Origin of the sequence: Sphingomonas sp. (genome assembly GCF_019746015.1) — a bacterium.
Lineage (GTDB): Bacteria > Pseudomonadota > Alphaproteobacteria > Sphingomonadales > Sphingomonadaceae > Sphingomonas.
In genome coordinates this window covers 24447-43708 of record NZ_JAIESM010000017.1, presented here as the reverse complement: position 1 = coordinate 43708, position 19262 = coordinate 24447, and the positions used below count along the sequence as shown (strand labels likewise).

Sequence of the window (19262 nt, the reverse complement as noted above, 5' to 3'; positions counted from 1 at the left end):
CCCCGCGAGATCGGGCAGGCCCTATGCGAAGGACATCTGATGCGCGACCATCCTGCCCAGCCCTGGCCCGGCCTGGCGCCGCTTGCCGATGACGAGCGCGTCGCCCGCGCTGGCGCGTTTCGCGATGCACTGCGCGAGCGCCGCACCTGCCGCTATTTCAGCGATGCGCCCGTCCCCCGCGCGGTGATCGAGGCGGCGATCGAGGCCGCCGGCACCGCGCCATCGGGGGCGAACCACCAGCCATGGCATTTCGCGGTGGTGACGAGCGCCGACCTGAAGGCGCGCATCCGTGCGGCGGCCGAGGAGGAAGAGCGCGCTTTCTATGCCGGCAAGGCCAGCGCCGAATGGCTGGAGGCGCTCGGCCCGCTCGGCACCGACCCGGACAAGAGCTTTCTCGACATCGCGCCCTATCTGATCATTGTCTTCGCGCAGCGGCGCGGCGGCATCGAGCCCGGCGAGGACCGGCAGAATTATTATGTGAGCGAATCGGTCGGCATCGCCACCGGCTTCCTGCTCGCCGCGCTCCACGCCGCCAATGTCGCCACCCTCACCCACACGCCCAATCCGATGAAGTTCCTGAACGAGGCGTGCGGCCGGCCGGACAGCGAAAAGCCGGTGATGATCGTGGTCGCCGGCCACGCCGCACCCGACGCGACCGTGCCACTCCACGCGCTGCGCAAAAAGCCGCTGGCGCAGATTTCCAGCTGGCTGTGAGCGCCGGCTATTCCGGCACGCCGCTGGCGAAGAAGCTGGGCCTGAAGCCCGGCATACGCGTGTGGTTCGATAATGCCATGCCCGAAAGCGTGCGGGCCGAAATCGACCCGGCAGCGATCGGGGTGGTAGAGCTTGCCGAACCTGCGGCCGGGCTGGAGGCCGCGCATATGTTTGTCACGCTTGAGTGGGAACTCAGGAGCGCCATCGGCGTGCTGCGCCCGCTGCTCGCGCCGAGCGGTTTCGTCTGGATTGCCTGGCCCCAAAAAGGCATCCAAGGTGCCGAGCGAAATCACCGAAGACCTGATCCGCGCGGTCGCGCTGCCGACGGGCCTCGTCGATACCAAGGTGTGCGCGATCGACACGGTCTGGTCGGGTCTCAAGCTGATGATCCGCCGGAGCGCACGTTGACGGATCAACCGTATTAGTGCGATAAGTCACATGTTTGACGGGGGGTTTGGATGAGCACAACGCCGCCGCTGCAGGACCGAATCACCACGCTGGACGTGATCCGCGGCGTCGCCGTGATGGGCATCCTGACGATGAACATCGTCGCCTTCGCGATGCCGGAGGTCGCCTATCTCAACCCGCGTGCCTATGGCGCCGACACGCCCGTCGACATGGTAACCTATCTCATCGATTTCGTGCTGTTCGACGGCAAGATGCGCGGGCTGTTCTCGTTCCTGTTCGGCGCGTCGACGCTGCTGGTGATCGAGCGCGCCACCGCCAAGGGGGAATCGGCGGGCGCCATCCACTATGCGCGGATGGGCTGGCTGCTCGTGTTTGGCCTGATCCACCTCTACCTGATCTGGTGGGGCGATATTCTGACGCATTATGCGCTGATCGGCATGATCCTGTTCCTGTTCCGCAAGCGCAGCGTGAAATGGCTGGTGCGGATCGGCGCGGGAATGCTGGTGCTGCAGATGCTGGTGCTGAGCGGCCTCCCGCTTGCCATCGCCACGGTCGATGCGCAGCTGGCCCAGCCCAACCCGCCCAAGGAAATGGTCGAGCAGGCCCGCGATTTCGCCGACACCTTCGGCGTGCCGTCGCGCGCCAAGACCGAGAAAGAACTCGCCCTCCATCGCGGCAGCTATGCGACAATCGTCGCGCAGCGTGTGCGCGAGAAGGCCTGGGTCGTGCCCGCCACGTTCGCCTTGGTCGGGTTTGAGACGCTGGCCTATATGCTGTTCGGCATGGCGCTGCTGAAAAGCGGCATGCTGCGCGGCGAATGGCCGGCGGAGCGCTATCGCCGATGGGCGATACTGGGCCTGGGCACGGGCATTGTCGGTTATGGCACGCTGGCGGTGCTGCTCGCCCAGTCGGGCTACACGCCCTTTGCGGTCGCGCTTTACGTGCTGGCGCTCACCGTGCCGATCCGGCCGGTGATGATCATCGGCTGGGCGAGCGCGATTGCGCTGTTTGCGCGCGGGCGCGGGGCGCTGGTCGCGCGCGTGGCGGCGGCCGGGCGGATGGCGTTCACCAACTATCTGATGACGTCGATCCTGTGCACCACGCTGTTCTATGGTTATGGCCTGGGGCTGTACGGGCATCTGGGCCGCGCACAGCTTTACCTGGTGGTGCTGGGCATGTGGGCGCTGATGCTGCTGTGGTCGAAGCCATGGCTGGACCGATTCGCCTATGGCCCGTTCGAATGGCTGTGGCGCAGCCTGGCGCGCGGCCGCCCGCAGCCGATGCACAAGCCCGCCGCCGCCTGATCCGCAGCGCGCCGCCCCAAATGGGGAAATCATAATGCGAGTCATTCGCATTCCATATTGCGAACGGCTCGCATTAGCGCTATATCATCGGGCAACGAGCGGGCGAAACGATGATCATTTGCATTTGCAATAATATTCGTGAGAATGAGTTGCGTTCAGCGGTTCGCGACGAACATCGTTCCGCTTGCCAGACCTATCGGTCAATGGGGTGCCGGGCCAAATGTGGTCAATGCATCCGCACCGCACGAACAATTATTGCAGAGGCCCGCGCAACTGCTTGACGGGGCGCCCCCGCCCAGCCCATGAGCAGTCAACACTGCTTTGAAGGGACTGGCACGATGAAGGGCGACGCGAAGGTTCTTGAGTATCTGAACTTGGTGCTCAAGAATGAATTGACGGCGGTCAACCAGTATTGGCTGCATTTCCGCATGCTCGACAATTGGGGCATCAAGAAGCTCGCCCAGCATGAGCGGCACGAATCGATCGAGGAAATGCAGCACGCCGACCAGCTGGCCGAGCGCATCCTGATGCTCGACGGCCTGCCCAATTTCCAGCTGCTCGGCCGGCTGCGCATCGGCGAGACCGTGGAGGAAATCCTGAAGGCCGATCTGGCGCTGGAGGATGAAGCGATTGCCGTGCTGCGCGAGGCGATCGCCCATTGCGAAACCGTGCGCGACTATGTGAGCCGCGACCTGTTCGCCGGCATCCTCAAAAACGAGGAAGAGCATGTCGACATGATCGAAACCCAGTTCGACCTGATCGCGCGCGTCGGCATCCAGAACTACATCCAGCTCAACAGCAACCCGGCCGAAGGCCACGCGCATTAAGGGCTGACGTCGGGCCAGCACCCCGCGCCATCGCGGGCGTTGGTTTCAGTTCCGGCTTGATCGGTTACGGCACCGGCCCGCTCCCCCACCCGGCCTCCCAACGGCAGTATTCTATGGGAGGCCGGGTGGGGGAGCGGGCCGGTGCGGCTGCTACCTTACCAAAAAACTCAGCTGGCGCGGCCGAAGCTGCTGGCGGCGCGGCGGCCGAACACGGGTGCGGCCGCTGGCGTCGGGCGCCGGGCAACCAGCGGGCTCGCCTCGCGCTGCAGCGCCGACATGGTGTTTTCGAACAGGTCGCGCAGCCGCACGACATAGGGCAGCGCGGCGTCGGGCTCCTCGCGCGATTCGACACAGTCGCGCGCGATCATCTCGATCATTTCGGCGACCTGCGCCAGCGGAGAGGCGCCGAACTGGCGCGCCTCACCCTTCAGCGTGTGCGCCGGCCGCACCAGGGCGGCGGCGTTCTTGGCGCGCATGGCTTCCTCGATCGCGTCAACCGACTTGACGCCATCTTCCTGAAAATAGCCGAGAATCCTGACGAAGCCGGCACCCAGTTCCTCACGGGCCTGGGCAAAGGCACTCCAGTTGACCAAGGCGCTGTTCGCGTCCGACACTGGTATCTCCCTGACAATCACGCCATGGGCCCTGGCCGGCCCCACGACCTTCGCTTTACGCCCGATCCGTAAAGGAGGAGTTGATTTTGCGGGTGATTTCGAACCGCATTTCCCCCAGATGGCCGGCATCGGGGCGCGTCAGGGTGGCACCGGCGGCAGCGGCAATGGCGGCCAGTTCGCCGGGCGCGGCGGGGTCGTCCGCCCAGATTTCGATCGCGTCCGCCCCCTCGCGCAGCGCCCGCGCGGCGCGGATCGCGGGCCAGGGGCAGCGCTGCCCGCGCGCGTCGATCCGCATCACCGGTCGAACGGATTTTTGGGCGCGCGCAGGGTCAGCCGCACCGGCACCGCGCCAAAGCCCAGCTCGCGGCGAATGCCGTTGACCAGATAGCGCTGATAGCTTTCGGGCAGCTGGTCGACCCGCGTGCCGAACAGCACGAAGCCGGGCGGGCGCGTCTTGGCCTGGGTGACGTAGCGCAGCTTGATCCGCTTGCCGCCGGGCGCGGGCGGCGGGTTGGCCTCCACCGCGCGTTCGAACCAGCGGTTGAGTTCGCCCGTCGGCACGCGGCGCGACCATGCCTCGCGCGTTTCGAACGCCACCTTCATCAGCACGTCGAGCCCCTTGCCCGTCACCGCCGAAACGGTGAGCAGCGGCACGCCCTTCACCTGCGCCAGCCCTTCGTCGAGCGCGGCGCGCACGCCGTTGAACAGCTTCGACGCGTCTTCGGCCACATCCCATTTGTTGAGCGCGATCATCAGCGCGCGCCCTTCCTGAAGCACGCGGTCGGCGATCTTCAGATCCTGCACCTCCAGCCCGCGCGTCGCATCGAGCAGCAGCACCACGACTTCGGCGAAATCGATCGCGTGCAGCGCATCGGCGACCGACAGCTTTTCCAGCTTGTCCTGCACCTGTGCGCGTTTGCGCATGCCGGCGGTGTCGATCAGCCGCACCGCGCGCCCCTGCCATTCCCAGTCGATGGCAATCGAATCGCGGGTGATGCCGGCTTCCGGCCCGGTGATCAGCCGGTCCTCGCCCAGCAGGCGGTTGATGAGCGTGGACTTGCCGGCATTGGGCCGGCCGACAATCGCAAGCTTCAGCGGCGCATCGGGCGAGTCGTCGGCATCGGGGTCGTCCTCTTCGCCCTTGCCGTCGAGATGGGGCAGCAGCGCCTCGAACAGGTCGGCCATGCCCTCGCCATGCTCGGCCGACAGCTGCACCGGATCGCCAAAGCCCAGCGCCAGCGATTCGAGCACGCCCTGCTCGCCGCTGCGCCCCTCCGCCTTGTTGGCCACCAGCACCACCGGCGTGGTGGAGGCGCGCAGCCAGCGGGCGATCTCTTCGTCCAGCGGCACGATCCCCGCGCGCGCATCGATCAGGAACAGCGCGACATCGGCCGCCGCCACCGCCGCCTCGGTCTGCTGGCGCATCCGCCCGGGCAGCGTCTGCGGATCCTCGTCCTCATAGCCGGCGGTGTCGATCACCCGGAAATCCAGGCCGATCAGCGTCGCGTCGCCCTCGCGCCGGTCGCGCGTCACGCCGGGCCGGTCATCGACCAGCGCCAGCTTCTTGCCGACCAGGCGGTTGAACAGCGTCGACTTGCCGACATTGGGCCGGCCGATGATCGCGACGGTGGGAAGCTTTGCCATCGCGGCGCTGTAGTGGTGCGCTCCCGCGTCAGCAATCACCGATAGGCGGTGATCTTGCCCTTGGCGTCGAGCACGAACAGCGTGTTGTTGGCGACCACGGGGCCAAAGGTATAGGGCACGCTGCCCTTCATGTTGGTGACGATCTTGCCGTCCTTCGGCGAGAGCATCACGATCCGCCCCAGCGAGCCGACCACGATCAGCCGGTCACCGGCCAGCACCGGGCCGCTCCAATAAACGGGCGCACCTTTGCGCTTCTTCGCGTTCTTGAACGCGCCCAGATCGGCGATCCAGCGCACTTTGCCATTGGCGCGCGACAGGCAGACCAGCCGCCCGTCATCGCTCATGATGAACAGCCATTCGCCGGCCAGCCATGGTGTTGAGATGCTGGCGAGATTCTGTTCCCACACGCGCTGGCCGGTGCTCAGTTCCAGCGCCACCGCGCGGCCGCCCTCGCCCACAGCATAGACGCGGTTATTATCGATCACCGGGCTCGCGTCGATATCGGCGAGGCTGGAAACCGAAGTGGTGATGCTGGTGCGCGACAGCTGATCCTGCCACAGTACGCGGCCATTTTCATAGCGATAGGCGTTCAGTTCGCCCGACGAGAAGCCGACGACCACGGTGCCGCGCCCCGCCGCCGGCGCGCCGACGCCGAACACGCCCTGCGATTCGAGCGTGCCGAGCTGCGTCCACAGCGTTTCGCCGGTCGCCTGCGACACGGCATAGAATTGGTTGTCCTGGGTCAGCACATAGACCGCGCCGTTGGCCACGGTCGGCGCGCCGCGCAGCGGGCCGCCGGGCTTCACCCGCCACACGATTTTGCCGTCGGCCGCATTCAGCGCGACCAGATCGCCCAGCCCGTCGGACGCGAACAGCTTGCCATCGTCATAGCTGACCCCGCCGCCAAAGCGCGACTGGCGGTTCTTCTTGTCCTCCGCAACCGGGGTCGACCACAGCTTGCGGCCGGTATCGGCGGCGAAGGCATATACCGTGGCGTGGGTATCGACCACGAACAGCTTGCCCTCGGCCACCACCGGCGGCGCACCCAGCCGCTCGCGCGTGTTGCCGCCGCGCACCCGCGCCGTCCACAGCTTGCGCGGTTCAGCACCCAGCGCCAGATGGCCCATCGACTTGGCCGCGTCGCCGCCCGGCTGCACCCAGCCCTCGTTCACCGCCGCCGGGGGCAGCAGCACCTCGACATCGGCCAGCGACTTGTCCGGCAGCGCGCCAGCCTCCGCCAGCAGGATCGGCATCCGGTCGCCGATGGTCGGCGTCTTCTTGGGCGCCCGCAGGGTGTTGCAGGCACTGAGCGCGACCAGCGCAATCAGCGCCGCGTGCCAGCGACGAGGCTTCATCATGATGGCTGACCGCCTTCTTTCTGCGCGTTGCTGCCCTGTTTGCCATCCTGCTTGATGGTGTCGACCCCCGCCGATCCGGCGAGCGCGACGACGCGGTTGCGCACGGTTTCGGGCACGTCCTTTGCCTCGGCAAGGTCGGCGAGCAGCTTGCGCGCGGCGACCATATTGCCCTGGCGGATATAGGCGATGGCGACCATTTCGCCGGCCGCGCCGAACCACATATTGTCCTTGGCGGCATAGGGCTTCAGCCGGCCGAGCACCTGTTCGGGCTTCAGCGTGTCATATTCGGCCAGCGTCTGGCGGATCAGCGCCAGATCGCGGAACGGCTGGGCCAGCCCGGTATCGGCCGCCACCTCGCCAAAGATGCGCGCGGCGCCGGCCAGATCATTCTTCTGCAGCGCCAGATCGGCCTGCACGAACTTGGCGGTGGCGCGATAGCCAGGCGCCCCGTCGCGCGCCAGCTGGGCAATCGCGGTTTCGCCGGTGCGGTCACCAGTGCGCACCTTGTCGAGCGCGGCGCTCAGCTTGGTGCCCTGCGCGCCGGCGCTGGTCAGCTGCCATTCCTGAAAGCCCAGCCACGCGGCAAAGGCGGCAAGCCCCGCGCCAACGCCGATCAGGCCCATCCGGCCATAGCGGCGCCACAGCTGCACCACCTGGTCGCGGCGCAGTTCCTCATCGACTTCGCGCAGAAATGCTTCGTTGGCGGGCGGCGGAACGGCCAAGTCAAACTCCTTATGGGGCGCTCAAGGCGGCGGACATTAGCGGCGCCGCGCGGCAAGGGGAAGTGTATCAATCCTTGGCCGGGTAAATCTGTTCCGGCCCCGGAAAGGTGCGCGCGCGCACCTCGCCGGCATAGGTCTCGGCTGCGGCGGCAATGCGGGCGGACAGGCTGTCATACCGCTTCACGAAACGCGCGGTACGGTCAAACATGCCCAGCATGTCGTCGACCACCAGCACCTGGCCGTCGCACTGGGCGGACGCGCCGATGCCGATGGTCGGGCAGCCGACCAGCCGCGTGATCTCGATCGCGACCGGCTCCACCACGCCTTCGATCACCAGCGAAAAGGCGCCCGCCTCGGCCACGGCCACCGCATCGGCGACAATCTTGGTCGCCTCCGCCGCTGACCGCCCGCGCGCGCCATAGCCGCCCAGCACGTTCACGGCCTGCGGCGTCAGCCCGACATGCCCCATCACCGGAATGCCGCGCTCGACCAGAAAGCGCACCGTCGGCGCCATTGCCTTGCCGCCTTCCAGCTTCACTGCGGCCGCCCCGGTCTGCTTCAGCAGATAGGCCGCGCTTTCGAACGCCTGTTCAGGCCCGCGTTCATAGCTGCCGAACGGCATGTCGATGACGACCACCGCATGATAGCTGCCGCGCACCGCCGCCGCGCCATGGGCGGCCATCATTTCCAGCGTTACCGGCACGGTGGAGGGCAGGCCGTAAATCACCTGGCCCAGGCTGTCGCCCACCAGCAGCATGTCGCAATGCGGATCGAGCAGCTGGGCAGTGCGCACGGTATAGGCGGTCAGCATCACCAGCGGCTCGCCACCCTTGCGGGCGCGGATCGCGGGCACGGTCAGCCGCTTCATCGGCTGCGGCGTGGGGTTGGCGCGGCTGGTGGCGGTGTCGAGCGTATAGGTGGTGGACATGCCGCTTGTTAGCCCGCCCGGCGCGCAACCGCCAGCGCGGACTTGGGCATCCGCCCGTTCAGGCGAGGTCCGCGCGCGCCTTTTGCCGCAGCCAGCCGGCCACGCCATCGGCCCGGGCGAGCAAAGCCACCTCCTCCGCCGTGGCATTGCCGAAATTGACGATGGCAACCAGCCGCGCGAACGGCAGCTCGGGGTGCGGCCGCGCGGCCAGGCGCACCGGATCGCCGGCTTCGATCACCCCTTCCTGGACCACCCGGTAATACCAGCCCGACCGGCCCGAGCGCACCATCGCCTTGGGCATGCGGCTGTCGTCAAAGCGCAGCGCGAGCTTGAAACAGGGCTGGCGCGGCTGGCACAGCTGCAGCTGCGCGGTGCCGATGGCGTGGATATCGCCCACGCACAGATCGGCCTCGGTGAGGCCGGCGATGGTCAGATTCTCGCCAAAAGCGCCCGGCGTCAGCCGCGCCGCATGCTGGGGCTGCTCGGCCGCCCAGACCGGATAGAGATCAGCCGCATAGCCATAAATCGCCTTGTCGGGGCCGCCATGATAGCGCGGATCGGCCTGGTGATCGCCCTCCAGCCCCAGCGGCGCGACGCGCACCGGCCCGGCGACCGGCTGCTTGACGAAGGCGCTGGGCACCCCTTCCGGCCCCAGCGGCGCGATGCTGCCGACCTGAACCGAAACCACCGAAGCGCCGTGCGCCATGCCCGCCTCCCAAGGATGATCAGGCGATCTCTACACCCTTCCAGAAGGCGACATAGTCCTTGATATGCGCCGCCGCCGTCTTGGGCGCCGGATAATACCAGGCGGCATCGGCATTGCGCGCGCCATCGACGACAATCGTCTTGTAGCTGGCCGCACCTTTCCACGGACAGTGGGTCTGCGTCTTGCTGTCTTCCAGCAGCGCCGCGTTCACCGCGTCGGGCGGGAAATAATGATTGCCCTCCACCAATATGGTCTTGTCGGACTGGGCAATGACGGCGCCGTTCCAGCGGGCGGTGACCATAAGCGGCATCCTTTTCCACAGGGTGATGAAATCACGCGCTATATGGAGGCGCCGCCGCCGGGCGCCAAGCGTCAGCCGAGTGCGGCGGCGTAAAGATCGTCTTTGAAGCCGACAAGCAATGCTGGGCCACCCTCCAGCACCGGGCGCTTGATGAGCGTCGGCTGCGCCGCCATCAGCGCCAGCGCGCGGGCCTCGTCCAGCCCCTCCTTCGCCTCGGGCGGCAGCGCGCGGAAGGTGGTGCCGGCGCGGTTGAGCAGCTTCTCCCAGCCCACCTGCGCGGCCCAGCCGGCGAGCTGCGGCGCCGAGATGCCATCGACCCGGTAATCATGGAAGCGATAGGCAATGCCGCCCCGGTCGAGCCACGCGCGCGCCTTCTTCACCGTGTCGCAATTCTTGATGCCATAGAGGGCGTAGGGCATTTTGCCGGTTTTCCAATGATTTGGTGCGCAAAAGAAATGGTCGGGGAGAGAGGATTCGAACCTCCGGCCCCTGCGTCCCGAACACAGTGCTCTACCAGGCTGAGCTACTCCCCGACGGAGTCCGGGCCGCAACAGGTCGGGAGCGGTCCGGCAAGAGCCAATTTGAAGGCGCGCCTATAGCCACCCGCTTGGGGCGACGCAAGCGCCTTTCGGGCCGGCGCCGGGGCCATGCCGGTCACCCAGCCAGCGCGGCCAACATCTCGGCAATGGACGTGAATTTCTCACGCGGGGCGCCGGCCCGGGCGCGGGCGATTTCGGCCGCCTCGATCCGTTTCCAGTCGCGGAAAGTGACGATGTCCACCCCCCGGCCGGAGAGCAGAGCGTCCAGGCCCGGCCGCCCCGGCCGGCCGCTGTCGCCGGCAATGTCGGCGGCGATATGCTCGGCGATCATCGCGCCGTCCGGCCGGTTGGTGCCGATGGTGCCCGTCGGCCCGCGCCGCGCCCAGCCCACCGCATAGAGCCCCGGCGCCACCCGCCCCTCGACATTGGCGAACCGGCCGGCGCGCGCATCATAGGGCACGCCTTCGATCGCTGGCGTGCGATAGCCGATACAGGCGACCACCAGCCGCGCGGGGATGGTGTAAAGCTCGCCCGTGCCCTGTGCCTGGCCATCGGCGTCGAGGCGGGTCCGCTCCAGCACCACGCGCTCGGCATGGCCGTCGCCCTCGATCGCGCGGGGGGCGGCAAAGAAATCGAACGCGATCCGCCGTTTTTTGGAGGGCGCCGCCACGAACTGGCGCAGCAGCGACACCGACTTGCGCAGCCCCGGCTCCAGCGCGGCATCGGCCTCGGCCGGGGGCAGATCGGCCGGATCGACCCAGGGCGCGGCGTCGGCCAGCTCGCCCAGCTCGCCCAGTTCCTTGGGCGTCATCGCGATCTGGTGCGGCCCGCGCCGGCCGGCAATGGTGATGGCGGGCGTCGCGGCATCGACCAGCGGCTCCAGCGCGTGGGCGGCAATGTCTGACCCCGAAAATTCGCTTTCCGTCTTGGACAGGATGCGCGCCACGTCGAGCGCGACATTGCCCATGCCAATCACCACCGCCGGCCCGGCGCCGATGGGCGGTTCAAGCGCGGCATGGTCCGGATGGCCATTATACCAGCCGACAAAGGCGGCCGAACCATAGACGCCGGGAAGATCGGCCCCCGGAATGCCCAGCGAGCGGTCCGCCGGCGCGCCGGTCGCCAGCACCACCGCGTCGTACAGCGTCTGGAGTTCCGCCACCGACAGGTCGCGCCCCACCTCGACATTGCCGACAAAGCGCACCGTGTCGGTCAGCGCCACGGCCTCATAGCGGCGGGCGACACCCTTGATCGATTGGTGATCGGGCGCAACGCCCGAGCGGATCAGGCCATAGGGCACCGGCAGACGGTCGATAATGTCGACGCGCACCGCCTCGCCGAACTGCTTCTGGCAGGCCTCTGCCGTGTAATAGCCGGCGGGCCCCGAGCCGATTACCGCGACATGGCGCATCCTGTCTCCCTCCCCCCGCACTGGCGTTGGGCAGAGCCTAGCGCCGGCGGCGCCAAGCGCAACGGGCGATGCCGCCCGGTCAGCGCCGGGCCTTCACCCACAGATGTCGCGCGAGCATCAGCGGGGGCATGCGCAGCAAATGGCTGCGCAGATAGAAGCCCAGCCGGGTGGCACGCCGCGTGCCGCGCCCCCAGCCGTCGCGCGCGGTCACGCGGCGGTGGATCAGCCGGTCGACGATGTCCCACCCCTGCCATTCGGGGCCGATCATGGTGCCGTAAAGCCGGTGCGCCTGGCGCAGCGCGCGACGCACCGCCACGCTCAGCCCGTGCCTAGCCGCGCGCTCGGCCAGGCCGTCGAGCCCCTGTTCCTCGGCCAGGCAATGCACGTCCCACAGATTGCGCAGGCCGCCGGCCAGGTCGCCATCGGCCATCAGGTGCGCCGCCGCATGGCACAGCCGGTCGGCGGGGGAGAGGATGCTGAGCCCGCCGCCCAGCGCCACGCTGTCCGCCAGCAGCGCCGCCGCATCGGGCGTGATCGGCGCGGTCAGCGGCAGGATGGTGTGGTGCACGTCGATCATCCGGTCGCGCTCACGGTGGATCAGCGGGGGCAGCTCGTGCATCCAGCGCCGGTAATAGGCATCGTCATAGGGGTCGGGCTTCACCCATTCCCAGCCCGCCTCGATCAGCGCCGCCTCCACCGCATCGAGCGCGGCGCGCGGCACCAGAATGTCCAGATCGCCGATGAAGCGCCCCTGCCCGGCGGCGAGCCCCGCCGCGACATAGGCAGTGCCCTTCAGCAGCACCACCGGCACGCCGAGCGGCGCCAGCGCGCGGCGGGCCATCTCCGCCTCCCACAGCGCGGCGGTGCGCGCCTGCTCGGCAGAAGCGCGCGCGGCAGCGAGGAGGCGCGCCGCCGGCGCCGGCACGTCCAGCCCGTGCAGCCGGTGCGCCAGCGTGCCGGCCAGCTGTTCAGCGCGCGCGATCGCGAACAGCTGCGTCCAGCCTGCACCGTCCAGCGCCAGCACGCTTGCCGGATCGCGGAGCGCCCGGGTCAGGATCAGCGCGTCTGCCACAGCGCCTCCACCTGCTGCATGGCCGCGTCGGTATCGGGATAGTCGATCGCGCGCGCCGGCACCCCGGCGACCAGCCGGGTGAGCGCATCGAACCCGCGCTCGCCAAGTGCCGTGTAGTTCGTGGAGGCCTGGGTCAGCCGCACGAACACCTCGCCCGCCCCCACCGGCCGCGTGGCCGCCGCATGGCCATAACGCGGGAACAGGATCATCGCCGGGCGGGCCGGCTGGTCCATCCCGGCAATCGCGCGGGCATCGGGCACCAGGTGGCGGATGTCGCCCTTTGGCGTCGACGCCAGCAACGGCCCCAGCCGGGCGCCGGGCGTGGCGCCGGCAACCAGTGCAATCGCGCTGTTCTTCAGGCTCACCAGCCTGGGGAAGGGGTGCACCAGCCCAGTGGCCGGGTCGAGCAGCGCGAATTCATCGCCCAGCAGCCGCCAGCCGCGCGCGGCGAGCAGCGCGGCCAGCGTCGATTTGCCGGCCCCCGATTCGCCCGTCATCACCAGTGCCGCGCCGTCGCGCTCCACAACACTGGCGTGGAGCAGCAGGAACCGCCGCTCGCCCAGCGCAAGTTGCAGGTTCATCGCCATTTCGGCGGCCAGCAGCCCCTGCGCCAGCGGCAGCGGCGCCGCGTCCGCCAGCCAATAATCCCCGCCGATCGCCACCGACGGGCGGATGAAGCGCCGCCACGGCCGCGTCGCGCTCAGCCGGACGGTGAAATCGGCGATGCCGCCCGCCGGTGCGGGATAATCGCGGTAGAGATCGCGCAGAAGATCGACCGGCGCGCGCCAGTCGCTGCCGATGCGAAAGCCGACCGGCCCGATGCGCAGCCAGTGGACGTGCCTCATCGCCGCTCGACCAGCCCGGCCAGCGCCAGTTCGTCCAGCCGGGCGGCCAGCGCCGGCGCCGCATCGTCCGCCAGCGCGAAATCGCCGGCCAGCCGCTGAAGCAGCGCGTCGGCGCTCATCGGTGTGTCGAGCGCGGCCAGAATTTCGGGCGCGGGGCTCGCCAGCACATGGGTGATGCCCGAGGCGCGATCATAAACCAGCGTCAGGTCGTCCAGCGGCACGATCCGCAGCCGCCCGGGCGCCGGCGGCGCAAAGACCGCCGCCACGGCTAGCCGCGCGGCATCTGCAGCGAGGCAAAGCAGGTAAAGCCGCTGGTCCCCTGCTGCAGGCGGCGGATATATTGCAGATAGGCCCGGCTGCGATCGTAATCGGTGCCGGGCAGCTGCCCGCCGTTCAGCGCCAGGCGCACATCCTCGCCCTTGAACGGCTGCGCGGCGGGCGGAAACGCGCCGGGCGTGTTGGGCGGCACCAGCCTGCCATCGGGCGCGATATATTGCCCGCTGCGTGCCGGATCGGGCACCGGGATTTCGCAGGTCAGCACCGACACCGCCGTCTGCGCCAGTGCCGGGCGGATCGACACCACCGCCGCCGTACCGACCGCGCCCAGCATCAGCGCGCGCCGCGACGGGCTGCCGGGTTGCTTGCTGTCGTCCGTGTCGCTCATTCCATCACCCTGTTTGGCCAAGCCCTTCCACAAACAGCAATAGCTGGCAAGGCGCGGCAAACGCCGCCGCCCTCGCCGACCGTCCCATATTGCGCTAGGTGGCACGGGCATGACTCACCCGTTCGGTCCCCGCACGCTGCTTGCCATTGCCGTGGTCGGCCTTACCGCGATGGCCGTGGCGCTGGTTGGCGGTCAGCTGGAGCATGTGGCGCTGATCTTCGTGGGTGGCACTGCCGCCGTGCTGATGGCGGTCGGACCGGGCGACATGCCGGCCGCGCCGCCGATGCTGATCGATCCCCCGGCGCCCCCCGCACCACCCGCCGCTATCGACGAGCTGATCGCCGCGATCAACGAGCCCATTCTCATCGTCGCGGAAGGCCGTGTCGCCCATGCCAACGCCCCGGCGCACAATCTGCTGGGCAGCCATATCCAGGGCGAGGATGTGCGCCTGGCAATCCGCCACCCGGCGGCGGCCGAACGGCTGATCCAGACCGGCACCGGCGAGGATGCACCGATCAACCTCGTCGGACTGGGCACGCTTGACCAGCGCTGGGAAATGCGGGTGACCGAGCTGAGCGGCGACCGTCGCCTTGTTCACCTGACCGACCAGACCGGCAGCTATGCGGCAGAGCGGATGCGCGTCGACTTCGTCGCCAATGCCAGCCACGAGCTGCGCACACCGCTCGCCTCAATCCTGGGCTTTGTCGAAACCCTGTCCGACGACAAGGCAGGCGAGGACGCCGACGTCCGCCACCGCTTCCTGAAGGTGCTGATGCTGGAGGCGCGGCGGATGCAGCGGCTGGTGGAGGACCTGATCTCGCTGTCGCGGATCGAGGCCGATAAATACCGCCTGCCGGCCACGCCCGTCGATCTGGCTGCCGTGCTGGAGGAAGTGCACGCCGAACTGGCCGACACGCTCGACCCGCGCGGCGCCGATCTGATCGCGGAGATCGACGCCGGCGTGCCGCCCGTAGTCGGCGACCGCGCCCAGCTGAGCCAGGTGCTGCACAATCTCATTGGCAACGCGATGAAATATGGCCGCCCCGGCACGCCCGTAATCAGCCATTTGTGGCACGATCATACCGGCATGGTGCGCCTGAGCGTCGCCGATGAGGGCGAAGGCGTGGCGCCGGAGCATCTGCCCCGGCTGACCGAGCGATTTTATCGCGTCGATGCGGGGCGCAGCCGGGCCATGGGTGGCACCGGGCTGGGTCTTGCGATAGTAAAGCATATTGTAGAGCGGCATCGCGGTCGGCTGGATATCGCCAGCACACCGGGCAAGGGCACAACCGCCACGGTGCTGTTCCCCGCGTCGCCAGCGGCATCACCGCCGGCGACGATAAGGGATGGACTGTCATCGAAACGTAACTCTACCGTCACAGAGCCGCCGGTGCAGGAATGATAGCGCGGCCTTGGGCGCAAGAAGCGGGAGGACATCCAATGCGACTGAAGATCGCGATCATCGCAACCGGGCTGCTGTCACTTGGCGCCTGTGGCGATCAGGCAGGGGGCGCCGGCGCGCGTGACCAGGTCCGCGTGGTGGGATCATCCACCGTCTATCCGTTCGCCACGCTGGTGGCCGAGCAGTTCCGCGCCGAAAACCCCGGGCTGAAGGCGCCCGTGGTCGAGGAGACCGGCACCGGCGCGGGCATCAAGCTGTTCTGCAAGGGCGTCGGCGCCGCCCATCCCGACATTTTGGATGCATCGCGCCGGATGACCGCGAAGGAATTCAGCAGCTGCGAGGCCAACAATGTCGGGCCGATCATGGAAATCCAGATCGGGCTTGACGGCATTACCTTTGCCGAGGCGAAGAACGGCCCCAAGCTGCAACTGATCCCGGCAGACATTTATGCGGCACTCGCCGCAAATCCGATGGGGCAGCCGAACAAGGCAAAGACGTGGAAGGATGTGAATCCGGCGCTGCCCGCCATCCCCATCCAGGTCTATGGCCCGCCATCGACCAGCGGCACCCGCACCGCACTTGCCGAAATCCTCATGCAGCGCGGCTGCCAGGCGGTTTATCCCGAGTCGCTGAAGCTGAAGGACAAGGAACCCGACAAGTACCGGAAAATCTGCGAGGAAATCCGCAGCGACGGTCCCTATATCGACGCCGGCGAGAACGACAACCTGATCGTCCAGAAGCTGCAGGCCAACCCCAATGCAGTGGGCATTTTCGGCTACAGCTATCTGGAGCAGAATCTGCAGACGCTGGCCGGCGTGCCGATTGGCGGCGTAGCCCCCACTTATGAAACGGTGGCGCAGGGGCGCTATCCGGGGTCGCGACCACTCTACATCTATGTCAAGAAAGCGCATCTGAACGCGGTGCAGGGGCTGGCGAAGTTCATTGCCGTCTATCCCAAGATGTGGAACCCGGGCGGCCCGCTGGTTAAGCGCGGGCTGATTGCGGCGCCGCAGAATGTGCGGGATGCCGCCGCCAAGGTAATCGAAAACGGCACCGTGCTCGACATGAGCAACCTGGAATGATGGCGGCCGGCGCGGCCCGGGCATCCGCCCGCCGCGCCACCACCTGCTGATGAGAATAGACCCGATACTTTGTCCACGCTTGCGCTTTTGTTTCTGATTGCCGGTCTGGGGCTGATCGGCTGGCTGACGGCGCGGGTGCGCGCGGTGGCGTTCCGTCGCGGCACGACCCGCCGGTTCAGCTCGCTGCCCGCGCACCATGCCGGCTTCGTCGCGCTGGTGATGGTGCTGCCGGCGCTGCTGTTCCTGTCGGTGTGGTCGGCGGTAACGCCGGGCATGGTGACCGAAGCGGTGATCCGCACGGAAGGCGCCGCGACGCTGCCCCCGCCGGGCTTTGAACGATCGGCAGTGCTGGGCCAGGCACGTGCGCTGGCGCAGGGGGGCAGCACGCTCGGCGCCAGCCCGCTCGCGCTGCGGCTGGCGCCGGCCTATGCCCGTGAACAGGCGCGGTTCGACCTGATCGCCACCATTTTGGTGTTCATCATCACCCTGTCCTGCGGCGCCTATGCCTATCTGCGCATCAAGCCCGATTTCGGCGCGCGCAGCCGGATCGAGCGGATGATCATGGCCGCTTTGCTCACCGCATCGCTGATCGCGGTGCTGACAACGGTCGGCATCATCGGCTCGCTGCTGTTCGAATCGGCGCGGTTTTTCAGCATCGTGCCGGCCAGCGACTTCCTGTTCGGCACGCACTGGGCGCCGCAGGTGATCGATCCGGCCGACCCCGGTGCGTCGCTGGGCGCGGTCCCTTTGTTCTGGGGCACCTTCTTCATCGGCGCGGTGATCGCGATGCTGGTGGCGATCCCGTTCGGGCTGATGAGCGCCATCTATCTGACGCAATATGCCGCCGCCCCGGTGCGCCGCTGGATGAAGCCGGTGATCGAGATCCTGGCCGGCATCCCGACCGTGGTCTATGGCTTCTTCGCCGCGCTCACCGTGGCGCCGGCGGTGCGCAATCTGGCGGTGGCGCTGGGCTATCCCTTTGCCTCATCCGAAAGCGCGCTGGCCGCCGGGCTGGTGATGGGGGGCATGATCATTCCCTTCGTCTCCTCGATGGCCGATGATTCGATTGCGGCGGTGCCCAGCGCCATGCGCGACGGCTCGCTGGCGATGGGGGCAACCACGTCGGAAACGATCAGCCGGGTGCTGCTGCCCGCCGCGCTGCCCGGCGTCGTGGGCGGCGTGCTGCTCGCCATGAGCCGCGCGATCGGCGAGACGATGATCGTGGTGATGGCGGCATCGGGTGCGGCGACGATCAGCCTCAACCCGCTCGAAAGCGCCACCACCGTCACCAAGCAGATCGTCGACCTGCTGACCGGCGAGGCGGAGTTTGACAGCCCCAAGACGCTCGCCGCCTTTGCGCTGGGCCTTACCCTGTTCGGCGTGACGCTGCTGCTCAACATCGTCGCGCTCACCGTCGTCAAACGATATCGGGAGGCCTATGAATAGCCCCCGCCCCTTCGGCACCGACCGCGCGCCGACCGACTGGCGCGCGCCCGCAATGCAGGCGCGCGTGCGCCGGCGCTATGCGGCGGAGCGCCGCTTCCGCCTGTTCGGGCTGGGGGCGGTGGTCGCCTCGGCCGGGTTCCTCGCCTTTCTGCTGATCAGCATGGCGGCCAGCGGGCTGCAGGGCTTTGTGCAGACGCAGATTCTGCTGCCGGTCGATTTTGCCCGTGCCAATCTGCCGCTCGACACCGCCCGGCTGCGCGGCCCCGGCGCCGATCTGGCGCTGGCGGGGGCCGGACTGCCCGACTATGCCGCCGTGGCAGCCGTCAAAGCACTGGGGCCGGGCGGCGAACAGCTGATCTCGACCAGCGGCTGGACGCGGCTGGCCGACGCGCTGAAGGCCGATCCCGATCTGCTCCACCGCCGCACCGTCATCGCGCTGCCCGCATCCGCCGCGATCGACCTTGCCGCCAAGGGGCTGGGCACGCCGGAGGCAGAGGCCGCCGTCACCCGGCTGCGCGCCGCCGGCCGGCTGACCAGCGCCGTCGACTGGCACTTTCTGGAAGGGAGCGATTCGGGCGATCCGGTTGCCGCCGGCATCTGGGGCGCGCTGAAAGGATCGCTGCTGACGATGGCGGTCACGCTGGCGCTTGCCTTCCCCATCGGCGTGCTGTCGGCCATCTATCTGGAGGAATATGCCCCCCGCAACTGGATGACCGACCTGATCGAGGTGTCGATCAACAATCTGGCGGCGGTGCCCTCGATCATGTTCGGCCTGCTGGGGCTGGCGGTGTTCCTCAGCCTGTTCGATCTGCCGCGCTCTTCCGCGCTGGTCGGCGGCATGACGCTGGCGCTGATGACGATGCCGGTGATCGTGATTGCCTCGCGCAACGCGATCAAGGCGGTGCCGCCGACCATCCGCGATGCGGCGCTCGGCATCGGGGCAAGCCCGGTGCAGGTGGTGTTCCACCATGTGCTGCCGCTGGCGATGCCGGGCATCCTGACCGGCACCATCATCGGTATGGCGCGGGCGCTGGGCGAAACCGCGCCGCTGCTGATGATCGGCATGCGCGCCTTCATCGCGACGCCGCCCGACAAGCTGACCGACCCGGCAACCGTGCTGCCGGTGCAGATTTTCCTCTGGTCGAACGAGGTGGACCGCGCCTTCGTTTCGAAAACGAGCGCGGCGATCATCATCCTGCTCATCTTCCTGCTCGCGATGAACGGGATTGCCGTCTATCTGCGCAATCGTTTCGAGACCCGCTGGTGATGCAGACC

23 protein-coding genes and 1 tRNA gene are annotated in these 19262 nt (G+C 68.1%); 9 read left to right on the top strand and 15 right to left on the bottom strand.

The window, feature by feature from the left end; translation table 11 throughout:
- The first annotated feature begins 39 nt into the window (after positions 1-39).
- The 5 genes from K2Y03_RS02955 to bfr all read left to right on the top strand — a co-directional run bounded on the left by K2Y03_RS02955 (position 40) and on the right by bfr (position 3253).
- Positions 40-714 (top strand): nitroreductase family protein, encoded by a 675-nt coding sequence (locus tag K2Y03_RS02955; RefSeq protein ID WP_294088128.1) that lies wholly within the window; start codon positions 40-42, stop codon positions 712-714.
- On the top strand, positions 711-1139 hold the full coding sequence (locus K2Y03_RS02950; protein ID WP_294088127.1) for a hypothetical protein: 429 nt from the start codon (positions 711-713) through the stop codon (positions 1137-1139). The genes K2Y03_RS02955 and K2Y03_RS02950 overlap by 4 nt, the downstream gene beginning before the upstream one ends.
- Before the next feature lie 33 nt (positions 1140-1172).
- Positions 1173-2426 carry a DUF418 domain-containing protein gene (locus K2Y03_RS02945; protein WP_294088126.1) on the top strand — a complete coding sequence of 418 codons (1254 nt, stop codon included), beginning with the start codon at positions 1173-1175 and terminating at the stop codon, positions 2424-2426.
- 110 nt (positions 2427-2536) lie between these two features.
- On the top strand, positions 2537-2707 hold the full coding sequence (locus K2Y03_RS02940; RefSeq protein ID WP_294088125.1) for a (2Fe-2S)-binding protein: 171 nt from the start codon (positions 2537-2539) through the stop codon (positions 2705-2707).
- A 57-nt stretch (positions 2708-2764) separates the two neighbouring features.
- Complete coding sequence (gene bfr / locus K2Y03_RS02935; protein ID WP_294088147.1) at positions 2765-3253, top strand: bacterioferritin; 489 nt, start codon at positions 2765-2767, stop codon at positions 3251-3253.
- 167 nt (positions 3254-3420) lie between these two features.
- On the opposite strand, the gene K2Y03_RS02930 is transcribed toward bfr, so the two are convergent.
- The 15 genes from K2Y03_RS02930 to K2Y03_RS02860 form a co-directional block, all read right to left on the bottom strand.
- A complete protein-coding gene (locus K2Y03_RS02930; RefSeq protein WP_294088124.1) occupies positions 3421-3867 on the bottom strand; it encodes an Hpt domain-containing protein in 447 nt (148 codons plus the stop codon).
- A 55-nt stretch (positions 3868-3922) separates the two neighbouring features.
- The gene (locus K2Y03_RS02925) at positions 3923-4162 is read right to left on the bottom strand and encodes a sulfurtransferase TusA family protein (RefSeq protein WP_294088122.1); all 240 of its coding nucleotides are present in this window, start codon (positions 4160-4162) and stop codon (positions 3923-3925) included.
- Positions 4162-5511, bottom strand: coding sequence for a ribosome biogenesis GTPase Der (gene der / locus K2Y03_RS02920; RefSeq protein ID WP_294088120.1), 1350 nt, complete (start codon positions 5509-5511; stop codon positions 4162-4164). Before der ends, K2Y03_RS02925 begins: the two co-directional genes overlap by 1 nt.
- 35 nt (positions 5512-5546) lie before the next feature.
- The gene (locus K2Y03_RS02915; RefSeq protein ID WP_294088146.1) at positions 5547-6866 is read right to left on the bottom strand and encodes a PQQ-like beta-propeller repeat protein; all 1320 of its coding nucleotides are present in this window, start codon (positions 6864-6866) and stop codon (positions 5547-5549) included.
- Entirely contained in the window at positions 6866-7591 is a 726-nt protein-coding gene (locus K2Y03_RS02910; RefSeq protein ID WP_294088119.1) for a tetratricopeptide repeat protein, read from the bottom strand. Before K2Y03_RS02910 ends, K2Y03_RS02915 begins: the two co-directional genes overlap by 1 nt.
- A gap of 67 nt (positions 7592-7658) precedes the next feature.
- Positions 7659-8519 (bottom strand): 3-methyl-2-oxobutanoate hydroxymethyltransferase, encoded by an 861-nt coding sequence (gene panB, locus K2Y03_RS02905; protein WP_294088118.1) that lies wholly within the window; start codon positions 8517-8519, stop codon positions 7659-7661.
- A 58-nt stretch (positions 8520-8577) separates the two neighbouring features.
- On the bottom strand, positions 8578-9225 hold the full coding sequence (locus K2Y03_RS02900) for an MOSC domain-containing protein (protein WP_294088116.1): 648 nt from the start codon (positions 9223-9225) through the stop codon (positions 8578-8580).
- A gap of 19 nt (positions 9226-9244) precedes the next feature.
- The gene (locus K2Y03_RS02895; RefSeq protein WP_294088114.1) at positions 9245-9526 is read right to left on the bottom strand and encodes a DUF427 domain-containing protein; all 282 of its coding nucleotides are present in this window, start codon (positions 9524-9526) and stop codon (positions 9245-9247) included.
- 71 nt (positions 9527-9597) lie between these two features.
- On the bottom strand, positions 9598-9945 hold the full coding sequence (locus tag K2Y03_RS02890) for an ArsC family reductase (RefSeq protein WP_294088113.1): 348 nt from the start codon (positions 9943-9945) through the stop codon (positions 9598-9600).
- 37 nt (positions 9946-9982) lie between these two features.
- A tRNA-Pro gene (locus K2Y03_RS02885) sits at positions 9983-10059 on the bottom strand.
- Between the two features lie 121 nt (positions 10060-10180).
- Positions 10181-11476, bottom strand: coding sequence for an FAD-dependent oxidoreductase (locus K2Y03_RS02880; protein ID WP_294088112.1), 1296 nt, complete (start codon positions 11474-11476; stop codon positions 10181-10183).
- A gap of 79 nt (positions 11477-11555) precedes the next feature.
- On the bottom strand, positions 11556-12548 hold the full coding sequence (locus K2Y03_RS02875) for a nucleotidyltransferase family protein (protein WP_294088110.1): 993 nt from the start codon (positions 12546-12548) through the stop codon (positions 11556-11558).
- A complete protein-coding gene (locus K2Y03_RS02870) occupies positions 12533-13393 on the bottom strand; it encodes an HprK-related kinase A (RefSeq protein ID WP_294088108.1) in 861 nt (286 codons plus the stop codon). Before K2Y03_RS02870 ends, K2Y03_RS02875 begins: the two co-directional genes overlap by 16 nt.
- Positions 13390-13659 carry an HPr-rel-A system PqqD family peptide chaperone gene (locus K2Y03_RS02865; RefSeq protein ID WP_294088106.1) on the bottom strand — a complete coding sequence of 90 codons (270 nt, stop codon included), beginning with the start codon at positions 13657-13659 and terminating at the stop codon, positions 13390-13392. The genes K2Y03_RS02870 and K2Y03_RS02865 overlap by 4 nt, the downstream gene beginning before the upstream one ends.
- Positions 13660-13661: 2 nt before the next feature.
- Positions 13662-14057, bottom strand: coding sequence for a hypothetical protein (locus tag K2Y03_RS02860; protein WP_294088105.1), 396 nt, complete (start codon positions 14055-14057; stop codon positions 13662-13664).
- Between the two features lie 109 nt (positions 14058-14166).
- Between K2Y03_RS02860 and K2Y03_RS02855 the strand changes: the two genes are divergently transcribed.
- The 4 genes from K2Y03_RS02855 (at position 14167) to pstA (ending at position 19254) form a co-directional block, all read left to right on the top strand.
- The gene (locus K2Y03_RS02855) at positions 14167-15459 is read left to right on the top strand and encodes an ATP-binding protein (protein ID WP_294088103.1); all 1293 of its coding nucleotides are present in this window, start codon (positions 14167-14169) and stop codon (positions 15457-15459) included.
- 38 nt (positions 15460-15497) lie between these two features.
- The gene (locus K2Y03_RS02850) at positions 15498-16541 is read left to right on the top strand and encodes a substrate-binding domain-containing protein (protein WP_294088102.1); all 1044 of its coding nucleotides are present in this window, start codon (positions 15498-15500) and stop codon (positions 16539-16541) included.
- A 69-nt stretch (positions 16542-16610) separates the two neighbouring features.
- Positions 16611-17987 (top strand): phosphate ABC transporter permease subunit PstC, encoded by a 1377-nt coding sequence (gene pstC, locus K2Y03_RS02845; protein WP_294088100.1) that lies wholly within the window; start codon positions 16611-16613, stop codon positions 17985-17987.
- Positions 17980-19254 carry a phosphate ABC transporter permease PstA gene (gene pstA / locus K2Y03_RS02840; protein ID WP_294088098.1) on the top strand — a complete coding sequence of 425 codons (1275 nt, stop codon included), beginning with the start codon at positions 17980-17982 and terminating at the stop codon, positions 19252-19254. Before pstC ends, pstA begins: the two co-directional genes overlap by 8 nt.
- Positions 19255-19262: the final 8 nt, after the last annotated feature.